The sequence below is a fragment of the Pseudemcibacter aquimaris genome, from assembly GCF_028869115.1.
Lineage (GTDB): Bacteria > Pseudomonadota > Alphaproteobacteria > Sphingomonadales > Emcibacteraceae > Pseudemcibacter > Pseudemcibacter aquimaris.
This window is the reverse complement of sequence record NZ_CP079800.1, coordinates 2,943,255-2,958,224: the sequence shown is the minus strand read 5'-3', so window position 1 is coordinate 2,958,224 and position 14,970 is coordinate 2,943,255. Positions and strand designations below refer to the sequence as shown.

General features: G+C 43.7%; 13 protein-coding genes and 1 riboswitch. Of the genes, 7 read left to right on the top strand and 6 right to left on the bottom strand.

What is annotated here, in order from left to right:
- Positions 1–16 precede the first annotated feature (16 nt).
- A riboswitch (cobalamin riboswitch) is annotated at positions 17–205 on the bottom strand.
- Positions 206–223: 18 nt separating this feature from the next.
- The gene (gene lhpI / locus KW060_RS13955) at positions 224–1,168 is read right to left on the bottom strand and encodes a bifunctional Delta(1)-pyrroline-2-carboxylate/Delta(1)-piperideine-2-carboxylate reductase (protein WP_249036003.1); all 945 of its coding nucleotides are present in this window, start codon (positions 1,166–1,168) and stop codon (positions 224–226) included.
- A 62-nt stretch (positions 1,169–1,230) separates the two neighbouring features.
- On the opposite strand from lhpI, the gene KW060_RS13950 reads away from it, so the two are divergent.
- On the top strand, positions 1,231–2,511 hold the full coding sequence (locus KW060_RS13950; protein WP_249036002.1) for an NAD(P)/FAD-dependent oxidoreductase: 1,281 nt from the start codon (positions 1,231–1,233) through the stop codon (positions 2,509–2,511).
- Here the strand turns inward: KW060_RS13950 and KW060_RS13945 are convergent.
- Both KW060_RS13945 and KW060_RS13940 read right to left on the bottom strand, forming a co-directional pair.
- Positions 2,499–4,532 carry an alpha/beta hydrolase family protein gene (locus KW060_RS13945; RefSeq protein ID WP_249036001.1) on the bottom strand — a complete coding sequence of 678 codons (2,034 nt, stop codon included), beginning with the start codon at positions 4,530–4,532 and terminating at the stop codon, positions 2,499–2,501. The genes KW060_RS13950 and KW060_RS13945 overlap by 13 nt on opposite strands.
- A gap of 37 nt (positions 4,533–4,569) precedes the next feature.
- A complete protein-coding gene (locus tag KW060_RS13940; protein WP_249036000.1) occupies positions 4,570–5,865 on the bottom strand; it encodes an NAD(P)/FAD-dependent oxidoreductase in 1,296 nt (431 codons plus the stop codon).
- A 115-nt stretch (positions 5,866–5,980) separates the two neighbouring features.
- Here KW060_RS13940 and KW060_RS13935 point away from each other — a divergent pair, with 115 nt between their 5' ends.
- Both KW060_RS13935 and KW060_RS13930 read left to right on the top strand, forming a co-directional pair.
- A complete protein-coding gene (locus KW060_RS13935) occupies positions 5,981–6,511 on the top strand; it encodes a response regulator (protein ID WP_249035999.1) in 531 nt (176 codons plus the stop codon).
- A complete protein-coding gene (locus KW060_RS13930; protein ID WP_249035998.1) occupies positions 6,504–6,905 on the top strand; it encodes an Hpt domain-containing protein in 402 nt (133 codons plus the stop codon). The genes KW060_RS13935 and KW060_RS13930 overlap by 8 nt, the downstream gene beginning before the upstream one ends.
- On the opposite strand, the gene KW060_RS13925 is transcribed toward KW060_RS13930, so the two are convergent.
- Positions 6,902–8,104: an aromatic ring-hydroxylating oxygenase subunit alpha gene (locus tag KW060_RS13925; protein WP_249035997.1), complete on the bottom strand. Its 1,203-nt coding sequence runs from the start codon at positions 8,102–8,104 to the stop codon at positions 6,902–6,904. The genes KW060_RS13930 and KW060_RS13925 overlap by 4 nt on opposite strands.
- Positions 8,105–8,195: 91 nt before the next feature.
- Positions 8,196–8,834, bottom strand: coding sequence for a TetR family transcriptional regulator C-terminal domain-containing protein (locus KW060_RS13920; protein WP_249035996.1), 639 nt, complete (start codon positions 8,832–8,834; stop codon positions 8,196–8,198).
- 190 nt (positions 8,835–9,024) lie between these two features.
- Here KW060_RS13920 and KW060_RS13915 point away from each other — a divergent pair, with 190 nt between their 5' ends.
- Genes KW060_RS13915 through purU form a run of 4 tightly spaced genes read left to right on the top strand, consistent with a single transcriptional unit; the run spans position 9,025 to position 14,312 of the window.
- Entirely contained in the window at positions 9,025–10,641 is a 1,617-nt protein-coding gene (locus tag KW060_RS13915) for a phytoene desaturase family protein (RefSeq protein WP_249035995.1), read from the top strand.
- 1 nt (position 10,642) lies between these two features.
- Positions 10,643–12,202 carry a phytoene desaturase family protein gene (locus tag KW060_RS13910; RefSeq protein ID WP_249035994.1) on the top strand — a complete coding sequence of 520 codons (1,560 nt, stop codon included), beginning with the start codon at positions 10,643–10,645 and terminating at the stop codon, positions 12,200–12,202.
- Positions 12,202–13,428: an aminomethyl transferase family protein gene (locus KW060_RS13905; protein WP_249035993.1), complete on the top strand. Its 1,227-nt coding sequence runs from the start codon at positions 12,202–12,204 to the stop codon at positions 13,426–13,428. The genes KW060_RS13910 and KW060_RS13905 overlap by 1 nt, the downstream gene beginning before the upstream one ends.
- 20 nt (positions 13,429–13,448) lie before the next feature.
- On the top strand, positions 13,449–14,312 hold the full coding sequence (gene purU, locus KW060_RS13900) for a formyltetrahydrofolate deformylase (protein WP_249035992.1): 864 nt from the start codon (positions 13,449–13,451) through the stop codon (positions 14,310–14,312).
- Here the strand turns inward: purU and KW060_RS13895 are convergent.
- A complete protein-coding gene (locus KW060_RS13895; protein WP_249035991.1) occupies positions 14,305–14,940 on the bottom strand; it encodes a TetR family transcriptional regulator C-terminal domain-containing protein in 636 nt (211 codons plus the stop codon). The two genes, purU and KW060_RS13895, sit on opposite strands and share 8 nt — an antisense overlap.
- Between the last annotated feature and the right edge of the window lie 30 nt (positions 14,941–14,970).

The following is a 14,970-nucleotide window of genomic DNA, read 5'->3' as shown; positions in this document are numbered from 1 at the left end:
ACTAACCCGGTGACCGGTCATGGCGATTTAGATGGCAGGTTTCCTGACTTAAGGATTAATGTCCATTTTCGCCTTCCCGATTTGCTCAGTGGCTTAATGAAAATGAACGCTCCAATCACAGTTGCGGGCACAGTCACGGATTACCGTGTTCCCTATTATCCCTTGGGGTACTTACCCCGCGGGCACCGTCTGCGGTAACTGATACTCTTAAAAATTATGAATTTCAACCGGATATTTTATTATAGGCCAAATTTGCAGCAACCAAGTCTTCCAGCGCGGTTCCAACGGATTTAAAAACAGTATGTTTTTGATCTGGTCTTTTAAAATCATCGGACACCATGGAAAATAGATCAGCAAGCACGTCATCTTTGGTAATCACGCCTTCATCAATGGGGCGTAAAATGTCACCGGCTTCCGCCATCGCGCCATCGAACGTATCAACAAAAATGGCGGCATTTTTCATGACATCGTTATCGGCTTCGCGCATATCATAATTATAACCGCCAACTATATCGATATGTTGCCATTTATCAGGGTTCAACCAAGCGCCCTTAATGATAGGGTCAGTGGCGAGCGTTGCGGATGAAATAATGTCACATTCATAAACATATTTTTCCGGATCGTTCACTGATATGACTTTTGCTGATAATTCATTATCTAACGTTGCTGCCAGCTCTGTTGCCTGATCATGGTCTCTGGACCAGATATAAATGTTTTTCAAATTTCTGACGGTGGCGTGGGCTTTAATCATATGCGGGGCAAGTTTACCCGCCCCCATCATAATCATGCTTGTGGCATCAGGATTTGAAAGAAAGGAACTTGCGAGTGCGGAAGCACTTGACGTGCGCCTGACCGTTAATTCATCGCCGTCCATCTGCGCAAGCGGTATTCCCGTATCTGCATCCAGCAACATGTATGATGCCTGCACGGCACCTAATCCCTGTTTATGATTATCAGGGCAGACCATGACGGTTTTAATGCCCATTTTACCGCCCGCTTGCCAACAAGGCATAATCAGCAAAGTATTATCAGTACCGCTATGGGTTTTAATTTGATGCGAATGACGAAGTGGTGTTTCGGCACCCTCTTTAAAACCTTCTTTTAACGCGGGGATCAGTTCAGCATAAGGCAAATTATTGGCCAAATCTTCTTTGCTTAGGATTTTCATCTGGACTCCGAATAAATATGAACTATACAGGGATAAATTATAACAACAATGCCGTAAAGCCAATGACTGAACAAGCAAATAATTCCCTTTGGGCGAAAACCCGCCATTCGGAAATAAAGGTAAACATTCTGGACCATGAAGCCGTCTGTGATATGGCAATTATTGGTGGTGGTTTTACCGGATGTTCCGCGGCATTAAGGCTTGCGGAAGACGGTATAAACGTCACGGTACTAGAGGCGGAATTCAGCGGTTTTGGTGGTTCGGGCCGCAATGTGGGCTTAACCAATGCGGGGCTTTGGATTGGCCCCGATGATGTTGTAAAGGCATTAGGATCAGCATATGGCGAACGATTAAATGCGCTACTTAGTGAGGCACCATCACTTGTTCATAAAATCATCGAAGATAACGATATTCAATGCGAAGCTTTACGCAATGGAACGCTGCATTTTGCCCATTCTGAAAAAGGCATGGATGATCTAAAGAAAAAGATAGAACAAAATGCAAGGCGCGGTATTGATCTGGAACTACTCGACCGTGAACAGACGTTTGAATTATCGGCCGCGGAAAATTATCTGGGTGCAATTCTTGATAAGCGTGCGGGTACTATTCAACCGCTTGAATATTGTCATGGGTTAATGAAGGCGGCCGAAAAAGCGGGCGCGACCATTTACACGGGAACGCCAGCGCTTGATATATTTAAGGTCGGTGATCTTTGGTACATCAAAACGGAAAAGGGGCTTTTGAAAGCAAAGAAAGTATTGGTGGCGACGAACGCATATCTTTCAAAAATTTGCCCTGATCTGGAACGCACATTTACGCCCATGTATTACGCGCAAATGGCAACAGATCCATTATCTGAAGAACAGCTTGAAAATTATCTGCCCGGTAAAAACGGGACATGGGACACGCGCATGGTCATGCGTTCTTATAGAACCGATGAAGCGGGCCGTTTGATTATCGGCACGATCGGTAATATTTTTATGAATAATGCGCCTCTTTTTACCAGTTGGGCTAATAAAATGGTGCGTGATACTTTCCCGAAAGTGGGACCTGTTGAATGGACCTATAAATGGGCGGGGCGGATCGCGTGTTCAAAAAATTATGTGCCGAATTTTCATCATTTATCAGATAATCTATACAGCATTAACGGCTTTAGCGGCCGTGGTATTTCACCGGGAACGGCGATTGGACGTGAAGTCGCTGATTTCATGATGGAAAAGAAAACGGCAGGAGAATTACCCCTGCCGTTAAAATCACCTGAAAATGTGCCGTTTAATCTATTACGTCAGGCTTTCTATGAAACCGGTAGTCAATTGACACGTATTAAAGATCATTTTTTATAGCGTTCAAACCACGCCATGATATTATCGACCTTTGCGTTTAATCGCGATGGTCGTCCGGCGATGCCGTGCGGTGAACCGGGAACGCGTACCATGATGGTATCCACACCTAATAACTTGAGCGCTTGATAATATTGTTCAATTTCCGGAATTGGTGTTCTGCGGTCTTCTTCACCAGTCATCAGCAATGTCGGAGTTTTCACATTACCCACCAGTGACATTGGGGACCGTTTCCAGAAATGATCAACATGATCCCACGGGTATCCTGGGAACTGGTTTCTTAACTGCCCTGTAGAACTGTCGGCGTAGAGAGATTTACTAAGCCAGTTTGTAATTGGCTTGATCACACCAGATGCATTAAATCTGTCCGTAAGGCCTATGGCATAAGCGGCGGCAATACCGCCCGCTGAACCACCAGTGATAAACAGGTTGTCTTCGTCAATGAAACCAAGATCAATCATGGCATCAACACCGGAATTATGATCGGCGAAGTCATATTCACTTGAATATTTGTTATGCAGCAACATTGAGAATTTTTCACCGTAGCTGGCGCTGCCGCGGTGGTTATCATAAAAGACCACATATCCTTCGGCGGCAAAGCGTTGAAATTCGGCAGAAAACCCTGGACCATAAGCAGCGCTCGGCCCGCCATGGATTTCAAGGATCAATGGATATTTCTTGTTCGGATCAAAATTGGGTGGTGTTAGATACCAACCTTGGATTGGCGTTCCGTCAATGGATGATGTGTAATTTATTTCATGCACTTCTCCCAGATCTTTATGGGACAAGAAATCTTCGTTTAACGCAGTAAGAACGCGGCGATTATTGTCGGCGCTAATAGCGATGTTCGCCGGCCGTTGATCCGTGCCGTATGTATAGGCAATAAGACCGCTTTTGCCGACATTATATCCGCCACTTAAATACGGGCGACCAAGGGACGTGCCGCCAAGGTTTAAGGCCACGATTTCCATATCGCCATCAAAATTTGTTTTACCAACGGCGCGTACTGCATGGTCATCAAACTGGAAATAGATATGTTGGTTATCTTGATCCCATTTAATACTGCTCGCCGGACGGTCAAGGTCAGGTGTCAGATTTTTTTCATCCGAACCATCAGCATTCATCACATAAAGATAGGTGTTTTTAAACATCACCTTTGCGTTTGATTGTTTGGTGAATGCAATTTTACTGCCGTCCGGTGAATAAGTTGCGTTGCGTTCTGATCCTGGCTCATTTGTGATTTGGCGTAATGAGCCATCATTAATATCAACGGCGAAAATATCGGATTCTGATGATTCCATTTCCCAGTTTTCATGGCGGTTTGACGAAAACAGGATATGTGAACTGTCAGCTGACCATGATAGGGAACCACCACTATCGAAATTACCCTTGGTAATTTGTCTTGGGGTGCCACCGTCAGATGGCAATACAAAAATCTGTGTGTATCCAGGGGTCATGATGCCGCTGCCGTCTCTTTGATAACGTGCTGCATCAATGATAACCATTGGGTCGGCCCATTTGGCGCCCTTTGGTTTTGGGACGGGTTTTGCAAGTGTTGGATTTTTAACGGCAACACGCGCTGTAAAGGCGATCCATTTCCCATCCGGTGACCATGTGATGTTGCTTGGTGAAACGGTTAAATTGCTAAGAAGCGCTGTTTGGCCACTATCATGCCAGCGTAGGTAAATTTGGTTGCTGCCTTCTGCACTTGACAGGTAAGCAAGCTTTTTGCCGTCTGGCGACCAACGTGGGGATGAATAATTATCACGCCCTGATAATAACGGGCGATTTTCGGAACCATCCGTTTTAACGCTCCAGAGGTTTGATCTGGTTCTGTCCGTCATAATGTCATTTGATCTTCTGACATATACAATTTCACTGCCATCGTGGGATGGTTGTGGATCAGTCGCATATTCCAGATTAAATACGTCCAGTGCCGTAAATTTACGGTCGGTATCGGTTGTCTGTGCTGATGCAGTGGCAATCAAACCCGCAACAGCAAGCGTTGATATTATAAATTTCATTTTAGTCCCCTTATTATTTTGTGATGTTTATTTATATTTAGTTTCCTTCTATCCGGTCAAGGAAACTATGCCATTTTAGGACGGCCGGCATAAACCAAGGGTTTCCGTTGTAAAATGGTTTTGATTTAAACCCTAAATCATCAAAGGCGGTTTGGTGGTTTTCTTGACCTAATATCCGGCGGCTTAATTGACGGGCGAGGTATATTGATCTGGTGACGCCGGAACCGCAATATCCGATCGCGTAATATATGCCGTCCTGTATTCCAAGATGGGGTGTATGATCAAACGTATAAGCAACACGCCCAGACCATGAATAATCGATTTTGACATTTTCCAGTTCAGGGAAAATTTTACAAAGATGTTCTTTTAAAACGGGGCCGTTTTTATCGGCTCTATCTAATCTGTCCGGCCCACGTGCACCAAAAAGGACACGTTTATGATCCGGACTAGCACGGTAATATTGCACCAGTCTATGATTGCCGCCATGCATACGTTTCTTCGGGAAAAACCTGTCAATGGTATCTTTCGGAAGTTCTTCCGTCGCGATCATTGCAGATGTTATCGGTAATAACCTTTTCGAGAACCATTTGGAATAATTGCCACCAAATTTTTTGGTATAGGCATTACTAGCCACAACAACATCACCAGCACTAACAGTACCGATGGTCGTTTCAACTTGAAATCCGTTTGGTGTTTTGGTGATGTCGCTTACGCGGGTGTTTTCATGAATGATACCGCCCAGTTCGGTCACTTTTGTCGCCAGTGATGTCACAAGCTTATAAGGTTGTAAGCCGCCATCCTGATGATAAATTACCCCACCTTGGTAAAGATCAGACCCGATTTCATCATGGACGTTTTGCTTTTCGACGACGTCATATTTAAAGCCATCAAGCGCGAGCAGGTTTTCACTATCACGTTTTACCCCCTCTAATGCTTGTTCATTGGTGACACCGCGAAATCGACCCGTCATTTTTAGGTCGCAATCAATATTTTCTTCAGCAATGAATTCCTGAAAATAGGAAATGGCCGTCATGCCTTCTTGTAATATTTCTAATGCTTTTTGACGGCCGTATGCGTTTGTAAGTCCAGCAAGTCCAAGTTTATGAAGGCTTGGGCCGACCATGCCGCCATTTTTACCGCTTGCCCCTTCGCCAATTGTCATGGCATCGAATATTGTGACGGATTTTCCCGCGCGGAGTAGATGAAGTGCGGTCGCAAGCCCCGTGAACCCAGCGCCCACAATGACGATGTCTGATGAACTTTCAAGAGGTTTTTTATCAATATGAAAATCTACATTTTGATGCCAAAAGACTTTATTCTGATACTCGCTCAATGACTTCTCCTTGAATTTCATTTCTATAATAAGTAACCTTCTATTTTCACTTTGTCAGTAAAATTGATAAGTGAGCACCGTATGATAAAAATATAATAATTTTATGGGAGTAAGAATGTCAGATTTCGCTGGTCTAAAAGTATTAATCGTTGATAACAATACTTTCATTGCGAAAACCTTATATTCAATTCTTGATGCATTCGGCATCAAGAAACTGACCCTTTGCAAAACTCTCGAAGACGCGGAAAAGCTTTTTTACAATAAAACCTATGATGCGATTTTTATCGACTTTATGCTTGAAAATAGAAAGGGCCTTAATTTCATAAAAATGATCCGCGCATCAAGTTGTGATAAAAATCCAGCAGATATTCCGGTCATTCTAAATACAGGCCTTACTGACATTGATACAATTACCATGGCAAGAGATGCTGGCGTAACCGAAGTCATCGGCAAACCATTTTCACCAGATCAGGTTTATAAAAAAACATATAATGCGCTTTTTAACAGACGCGAATTTATCAACGTTGATGAATATGTTGGCCCGAACCGTCGTCGGAAAACCATGAATATTCCTGAATGGACCGGTGATAATGATAGAAGATCATCCACAGGTAATGGCGAACAAGCGGGAGGGGGCGATGAATAAAGATCTTGAAATGGAAAAAGCTGCGATGCTTATTCGTGCCAGACATGCCGTTAAAAAAGTTGCGGTTGAATTTAAAACTGAACTGCGTACCCGGGTGGGTGAGATTGAAAACGCACTACTTAAAGGCGAGATCGAAAAGGTCGTTGAGCTGTCCTATAACCTTGAAGGGGAGGCGGCCACATTTGGTTGGCCGCGTGTAACACGCATGTGTAAATGGTTACGACAAATATTCACCGGTGATTATGACCAAAAACCCGACGCGGAAGACATCTTAAAGGTCATAAACGCATTAAAGTTAATGGTGACTGACCCTGATAACCCGAACGAAGAACGCGACGAGGCATTATTCAGGGAAATTTACCCGATGATGAGCCGCGCCGTATCCGATATTTAATCTTCACTGATGGCATTAAGATAAAAATTCAGGAAATTTTGCGGAAAATGTTCCCATTCAGAAAGTTTGCCCGGGCGATAATATCTGGAATCCACGCCTTTCTGATTATTCACAATGATTTCTTCGTCATCCAAAATGGTGACGTGCCATAACCATGTCAGGTCATCAAGGTCGTAATCCTTACCTTCAACCGCGTCATCGCGCACAAACCAGAACAGGTCACAAATGCTTGTTTCCTGCGTGTCTGGCAAAAAGCGATAGCCCAGCATATGATCATCATAAATTAGGAAATATGTCACAGGGCCTACCATGAACTCTGATGCGGCCTCTTCGTATTTTTTAAGTTTGCCAAGTAACGGCGCAACTGGTTCTGCGCCCTTGCTTCCTGTTTTTCTGCCGGGCAGCAGTGGGTTACGGTCGTACTGGTAACATTCTTCGCCCTCTTTTGCTAAGTCGAAATAAAAGGGTGATGCTTTGGTTCTGACATAACCATCGGACTTGGCGATAAAGTCTTCTTTTTGTTTGTTGAATTTTTCTGGCGTCATCGCCATTGCGTGCACTTTTGCGAAATCTTTATGGGATGGGGCGCAGTGATAACATTCCTGATAATTTTCAACGGATAGTTTCCAGTTGGATTTAATGTGATACGTTTGATGTTTGGCGACTTTCATATGATCAAAACCAAACACGTCAAATACGTCTGCGAGGTCTTTACGCATACCATCAAGTGACGGCGGGTTTTCGGATAGGCTTACAAATATCAAACCGCCTACAAGTTCCACATTGGCCTTATGAAGGCCATTGTCGGAAAAATCAAAATCTTCATGCATATTGCGGGCGGCTTTTAATTCACCGTCCAAATTAAATGTCCACGCATGATAGGGACAAGTTAGCGCTTTTACCGTTCCTTGTTTTTCAAGACAGATGTGCGAGCCGCGATGTGTGCAGACATTCATATGGGCCTTGACGCTGCCATCTTCTGTTCTGATGACAATGACACTTTCTTTATCAAATTCAAAAAGCAGGTAATCGCCCTTATTTGGAATTTGTGAAGTATGGCCAGCGAGGATCCAGTGTTTCATGAAAATATTTTGCATTTCCACTTCGTATAGATCAGGGTTTTTATAGAATTCCTGCTCTAATGAATAACCGGTCTGATAATTATTTATAAGCTCAGAAATTGGTTTGAATTTTGCCATTTTTTATTCCACACTATCATTTTGTACAAATGTACAATATAGGGATGAAGAATATTTTTGCAATCAGATTCTGAAATCAGAATTTTTAAAATCAGTTGAAGAATTCTTTGTGTTTTGGGAATATCTGACACAAATACTGCATCATGATGTTCTCAGCATCGCTTCTTTTTAAGCCTTTTCCAGAAGAAATAAGAATATTCAGCCATAACCCATCTGCCATGGCAACAATGCCACCAATTAACGCATCAAGGTCATCAATTTTATATTGCCCCTCTTCGATAAGGGCGATGAGGGTTTCTTCGAGAACTTCGGAATAATCGGCAACGCGTTCCTGGCTGATCTTTTTATATACCGGTCTTGATTTAGCCTCGCCCCAAAATGCGAACCAAACGGCCAGTTTTTTTACATCGGCAACTTTTCGGTGATAATCAGATTTTAAAAGGGCGGCTAACTTTGCAGCAGGTTCGCTTGAGGCTTTTTCAAGGGCTGCTTTCCAGTTTTCCTGATATTCACTGCGGACATAATGAATGGTTTCATTCAGAAGATTTTCTTTACTGGTAAAATGAAGGTTGATGATACCCTGACTTAATCCTGCTGTTTTTGCCACATGACTTAGGGTGGTGTCGCCCAACCCACGTTTGGCAATTGAATCGATCGCCGCTTCGATTAATTGGCGTTTTCTATATTCTTTTCCGGCGCGCCTTGAGCCAGTTTTTCGCTGAACAGTCATGCAAGTCCTTATTTTCAATAATATTCACAATACAAAATATAAAAAATTAAGTCAATATAATAGCTTATTTTATATTACTGAATGGTTGTTCATTCATTTTTTACTGGACAAACCGTTTTGTTATATGCATATATCAGAACATGAAACGGGTCTGATTCTTGGATTTTTCAGACTTTAAAGGGAAAGTGTAATGAAAAAGTATGATGTCATTGTTGTTGGGTCGGGCCATAACGGCTTAACCAACGCAGCATTTTTGGGTAAGGCGGGGCTTGATGTTCTTGTTCTCGAAAAAAATGATTATATCGGCGGTGCGACCGTCAGTCGTAATCTTCACGAAGATTGGAAATATTCAAACTGTTCTTACTTGGCCAGTCTGTTTAGACCAGAAATTTACCGTCAGTTAAATCTGGCGAAACATGGTCTTCAGGTTGTGACCTATAATGGCGGTTTCACAGTTACGGATTGCGGTGATTATCTTGGTAGTTACAGTGATCATGAAGTGATGCGCCGTGAAATCAGACGTCATAGCCCGGTGGATGTGGATGCATATGACCGTTATTACCATCAAATGGCAAAATGGTGCCGTTTCATTCGTCCTATGCTTCTGCGCACGCCACCTGATCCCACAAGTTTCAAATTCCGTGATCTGGATGAGCTGCGTTGGCTTGGTAAAAAGTTTCTTGAACTTGGCCCACGTGATCTTCATGATTTCATGAAATTCTTCACGGTTAGTGTTGGTGAATTTCTTGATGAATTTTTTGAATCCGACCTGATTAAAGCGCATAAAGCCGGTTCCGCGGTTGTGGGAACGAACCTTGGTGCTATGTCACCGGGAACGGCATATGTGCTTCTGCATCATTACATGGGTGATGTTGATGGTGCTGTTGGTGCGTGGGGTTTCCCACGTGGCGGTATGGGTGCAATGTCTGGTGCGCTTGCGGGTGCAGTTCGCGAACACGGCGGTGAGATCAGAACAAGTGCAGGCGTTGATCTGATCATGGTCAAAAATGGTAAGGTGCGCGGTGTCGTACTTGAAAGCGGTGAAGAAATTTATGCAGACCGTGTCGTTTCTAACCTTGATGCAAAGAAAACATTCTTAGGATTACTTGATCCAAAAGATGCCGGCGACAAAGTAGTCAAAATGGCGAAGCGTTATAAAAGCCGTGGTTCATCAGGTAAGCTTAACATCGCCCTTAATGGCGTTCCTGAATTTTCCGCACTCCCTAAGGGTAGTGAACTGATCAAGGGTGATTTTCATGTTGTTGATAATATGGAAGCATATGAACGCGGTTATGATGAATGGAAAGAGGGCAAATGGTCTTCAAGCCCATATCTTGATCTTTTGATTCCGACGCTTACCGATCCAACAATGGCGCCTCCGGGTAAACATTATATGACATGCTTTGTGCAATATTGCCCAGCCCGTGTTGAGGGTAAAGACTGGACACCGGAATTGCTTAAACAGTTTGGTGACAATGTTATCAATACAATCGCGAAATATAGCCCGAACTTTAAAGACCTGATCGAACATGTTGAGATCAGATCAGGTCAGGTGATCGATAATGAAATCGGTCTTACAGAAGGGAATATCTTCCAGGGTGAACTTTCACTGAACCAGTTATTGTTCAACAGACCATTCCATGGCTGTGCCCAGTACCGCGGTCCTGTTAACGGGCTTTACCTAAGTGGATCGACAACCCATCCAGGTGGTGGTGTTATGGGTGCGCCGGGTGCGAACTCTGCTCGTGAAATCTTAATGGATATGAATATAAGTACCACCGTACCGGAGGACGAAGGCGATGACTAAAATGAATAATCAATCATATGATGCCATTATTGTTGGTGGTGGTCATAACGGACTAGTGTGCGCGGCGTACCTAGCAAAATCAGGTAAGAAAGCCGTTGTGCTTGAGGCAAACGCAGAAGTGGGTGGCGGTGCTGTAACCGGTGCGCTTGCGGGTGGTAAAAAAGTTTCATCATGTGCATACTTTTTAAACCAGCTGAATGGGAAAGTTTCAAAAGATCTGAACCTTTCATCGCATGGCTTAAAGATGGCGGCGACAGATGTATCAACGATTGCGCTTAATGCGGGTGGTGATCATCTTTACTTAACGAAAAACACTGCAAAAGGTGGTGGTATTTCAGAAGCAGATGCGGCCAATTACACGACTTTCAAAAACCTTATCCACGAATACGCAAATACGTTAGGGTTTCTTGTTGATCTTCCGCCATTTGATATTTTTGATATGGATTGGGATGATAAGGTTGCGGCACTTAAGCTTGGTTGGAAAATGCGTTTCGGCCTTGGTGCAGAAAAAATGTCAGAATTCCTTCGTATGATCGGAATGAATATCCGTGACGTACTTGATGACGAATTTGATAATGAACTGCTTAAAGGGGCAATGGCCTTTGATGCTGTGCTTGGTACACATACAGGGCCATTTTCTGCGGGTAATTTCCTGACTTATCTTTACCGCTTTGCGGCGGGTAATGACGGTGCACTTGATGTGCCGGAAGGCGGCATGGGTTCAGTGACCCAGGCCATGGCAAAAGCTGCTGTCGCATCCGGTGCGGAAATCAGAACGGACGCGCGTGTTGCAAGTATTGATGTTGATAACTGCGCCGTATCCGGTGTCACACTTGAAAATGGTGAGGTTCTGTCATCAGCAACGGTTGTTTCCAATGCACATATCAAAACAACAGTTCTTGATCTTGTTGGTACAAAGAATTTCGAAGCTGATTTCGTGAAAAGAACAACAGACGTTCGTTCCCGTGGTTCTGCGGCGAAGCTTCATATTTCATTAAAAGATGTTCCTGAATTTACAGGATTGTCAGCGGATGATCTAAAAAGCCGTTTGGTGATTGCGCCAAGTCAAATGGAAGTTGAGCGTGCCTATAATCATATCAAGTATCGTGAGTATTCCCAGAGGCCGATGATGGAAATAACCATCCCGACATTGGTTGACGGAACGCTTGCTGATCAGGGTCATGTATTAACAGCAACCGTTCAATATGCGCCATATGAACCAAAAGGTGGCTGGACAGATGCGGCAAGAGCAGATTTCCTTGATATTTGCATTAGCCGTATCGCGGAATATGCACCAAATATCAGAGAGCAGATTGAGGAAGCAGAGCTTCTAACACCGCTCGATCTTGAACAACGTTTCGGACTTGTTGGTGGTAACTGGCATCATGGTGAATTGACACTGGATCAAATGTTGATGCTTCGTCCGGTTCCGGAAGCATCACGTTACGCACTTCCGCTTGATGGAATGTATTTATGTGGCGCCAGTGCCCATCCTGGTGGTGGTGTGATGGGCGCAGCAGGCCGCAATGCGGCACAAGCAATTATTAAAGGAGACGCATAATGTTTTCTGCAACAGGTAAAAACCTATCTGAAAAAGATCCGATGCACTGGAAAAGTGCCGTTAAATATTCGCCGTTCTATAATAAGATTAAAGAACATGATTATGTGAATAAATGGCACCGTTGGGCGGAATATACAACGCCAGACATGCTTGAAGATCCGACCATTGAATATTTTGCTATCCGAAATTCGGCCAGTATTTTTGATATTACGCCAATGTCAAAATACCGCATTAAAGGACCGGATGCGCTTGATTTCATGAACCGCTTGCTGCCGCGTGACATGACCAAAATCCGTGTGGGTCGCGTTGCTTATACGGTTTGGTGTGATGATGAAGGCATGGTTTGTGATGATGGTACCGTTTTCCGCGTCGCAGAAGATGAATATCTTCTATGTGCACAGGAACGCCAGATGGAAATCTTAAGACGTAACGCCATTGGTATGGATGTTCAATATGAGGAAGTAACGGATGATGTCGCCGCCATTTCTTTCCAAGGGCCAGTGACTTGTAAGATCCTTAAAAATATGGGCCTTAAGGACGTTGAAACCATGAAGATGTTTGATCTTCGTTTCTTTGATTTCCCGGGTGGTGAGATCATGGTTTCGCGTACTGGGTATACTGGTGATCTTGGTTATGAAATCTGGGTCAAGAATGATCAGGCAGAACCGCTTTGGGATGCATTATATGAGGCAGGCAAAGATTATGCACTGCGTCCAATTGGTGGCGATGCCCTTGAAATCGCACGTATTGAAGCGGGTTTGATTGCGGCGAAAGTTGATTTTTCACCGGCAAATGAAACGGTACGTCCTGGACACGCCAAATCCCCTTATGAACTTGGCCTCGATTGGCTTGTGAAGCTTGATAAAGGGGTGGTCTTTAATGGTCGCCGTGCCCTTAAACGCGAAAAAGAAAATGGTTCACGATACCGTTTCGTCCGTCTTGATGTTGAGGGTAACAAACCAGCTGAAAATGCATATCTGTTTGATAGTGAAAACGGTAAGAATATTGGCCACGTAAGCAGCGCCGGATGGGCGCCAACAGCCAAGAAAAATATCGCAATGGGATTTGTTGATATGCCATACGGTAAAGTGGGTGATACCGTTTGGGCCGAGATTTACTATCAAAAAGAGCTTAAGTGGAACAGACGCTGGGCGAAATGTACTGTGATGGATGGTCCGGCATGGAACCCACCACGCAAAACATTAACGCCACCTGAGGATTTCTAAGGCTTTCAAAGGGAATAGTTATGAAAAAGAATGACACAACGACCGTGCTTACGGTCTGTTGCCCGGATAAGATCGGCCTTGTTGCAGCGCTATCGGGATTTTTAACATCCAATGGCGCCTTTATCCGCGAAGCAAATCATTATTTTGAGGAAAAATCCGGCAAGGCGTTTTTAAGGTTTTCATTTACTGAAGAAAGCGCGCCGCTTGGTGTTAAGGTTTGGCAGGAATGTTCAAAAGCGATTGCCAAGCAATATGAAGCCGAGATGCGTTTCTATGACATGACCAAGCCAATGAGAGTGGTGATCGCTGTATCAAAGTTTGGTCATTGTCTTCATGATTTGATCCACAGATGGAAAGCAAATGTGCTGCCGATTGAAATCTGTGCGGTTATTTCCAATCATGAAGAAATGCGTTCCTTTGTTGAATGGTCGGGTATACCATATCATCATCTGCCAATAACAAAGAAAACAAAGAAGGATCAGGAAAATCAGATTCGTGAACTCTTTGCGTCGTATGATGCTGAATTATTGGTGCTTGCACGGTATATGCAAATTCTATCCGAAGATATGTGCCGTGATTTTAGCGGAAAAGCGATTAATATTCACCATTCATTCTTGCCAAGCTTCAAGGGTGCGAGACCATATAGTCAGGCACACGACAAGGGTGTAAAAATTATTGGTGCGACCGCACATTATGTGACCACTGATTTGGATGAAGGTCCAATTATCGAGCAAGCCGTAGAACGTGTTGATCACGCGACATCCGTTGATGCTTTCGTGAATATCGGCAGGGACACTGAAAGTGTTGCGCTGATGCGCGCAGTACGCTGGCACGCCGAAAGACGTGTGATGCTCAGCGGCAGAAGAACAGTTGTTTTTAAATAGTTTTGAGTTTTAATCCGGTTGTGCTTTCGACAAAATCAAAAACAATTTCGATGTTTTTATTTTGGGAAAGCGCATCCGGGTTCAAACAGCATTCAAGCCACATACCATCAAGCAATGACATAATACCAATTGCCATTGAATTTATATTCATTGAAGGCGGGGTCGATGAATAATCGTGCGCATCTTTAAGAAGCTCTTCAATAGATTTGATGTAACTTTTGTATATCTCTTGGTGGGTTGATCTTAAATCTGGTTCGGTTAGGGTGAGTGTCCAGAAAGACAGCCATACTCTAAGGGGTTCTGGACCAAGCCCGTCTGCCCTAAAAATATTTTCAATGAAGGAACGTAAAACAATCAGCGGATTATTTTCACTATTATCAATATTTTGTCTAAAATCATTTAGGAATGACTGCGCAAGATATTGATAACTTTCCGCGATCAGGACTTCTTTACCATCGAAATAATGGGTGAGTAACCCCGGGGCCACCCCGGCGTATTCAGCAATTTTTCTAACTGTCGTTCCCTTGTACCCATGTTTGGCTAATGAGCAAATTGCGGCATCGATAAAGAGCTGTTTTTTATCTGGATTAGATTGATCAACGAAAGCATAATTTGTTTGTTTTGACATTTTTTGTATATTTTAAAATAATTTTTGAGC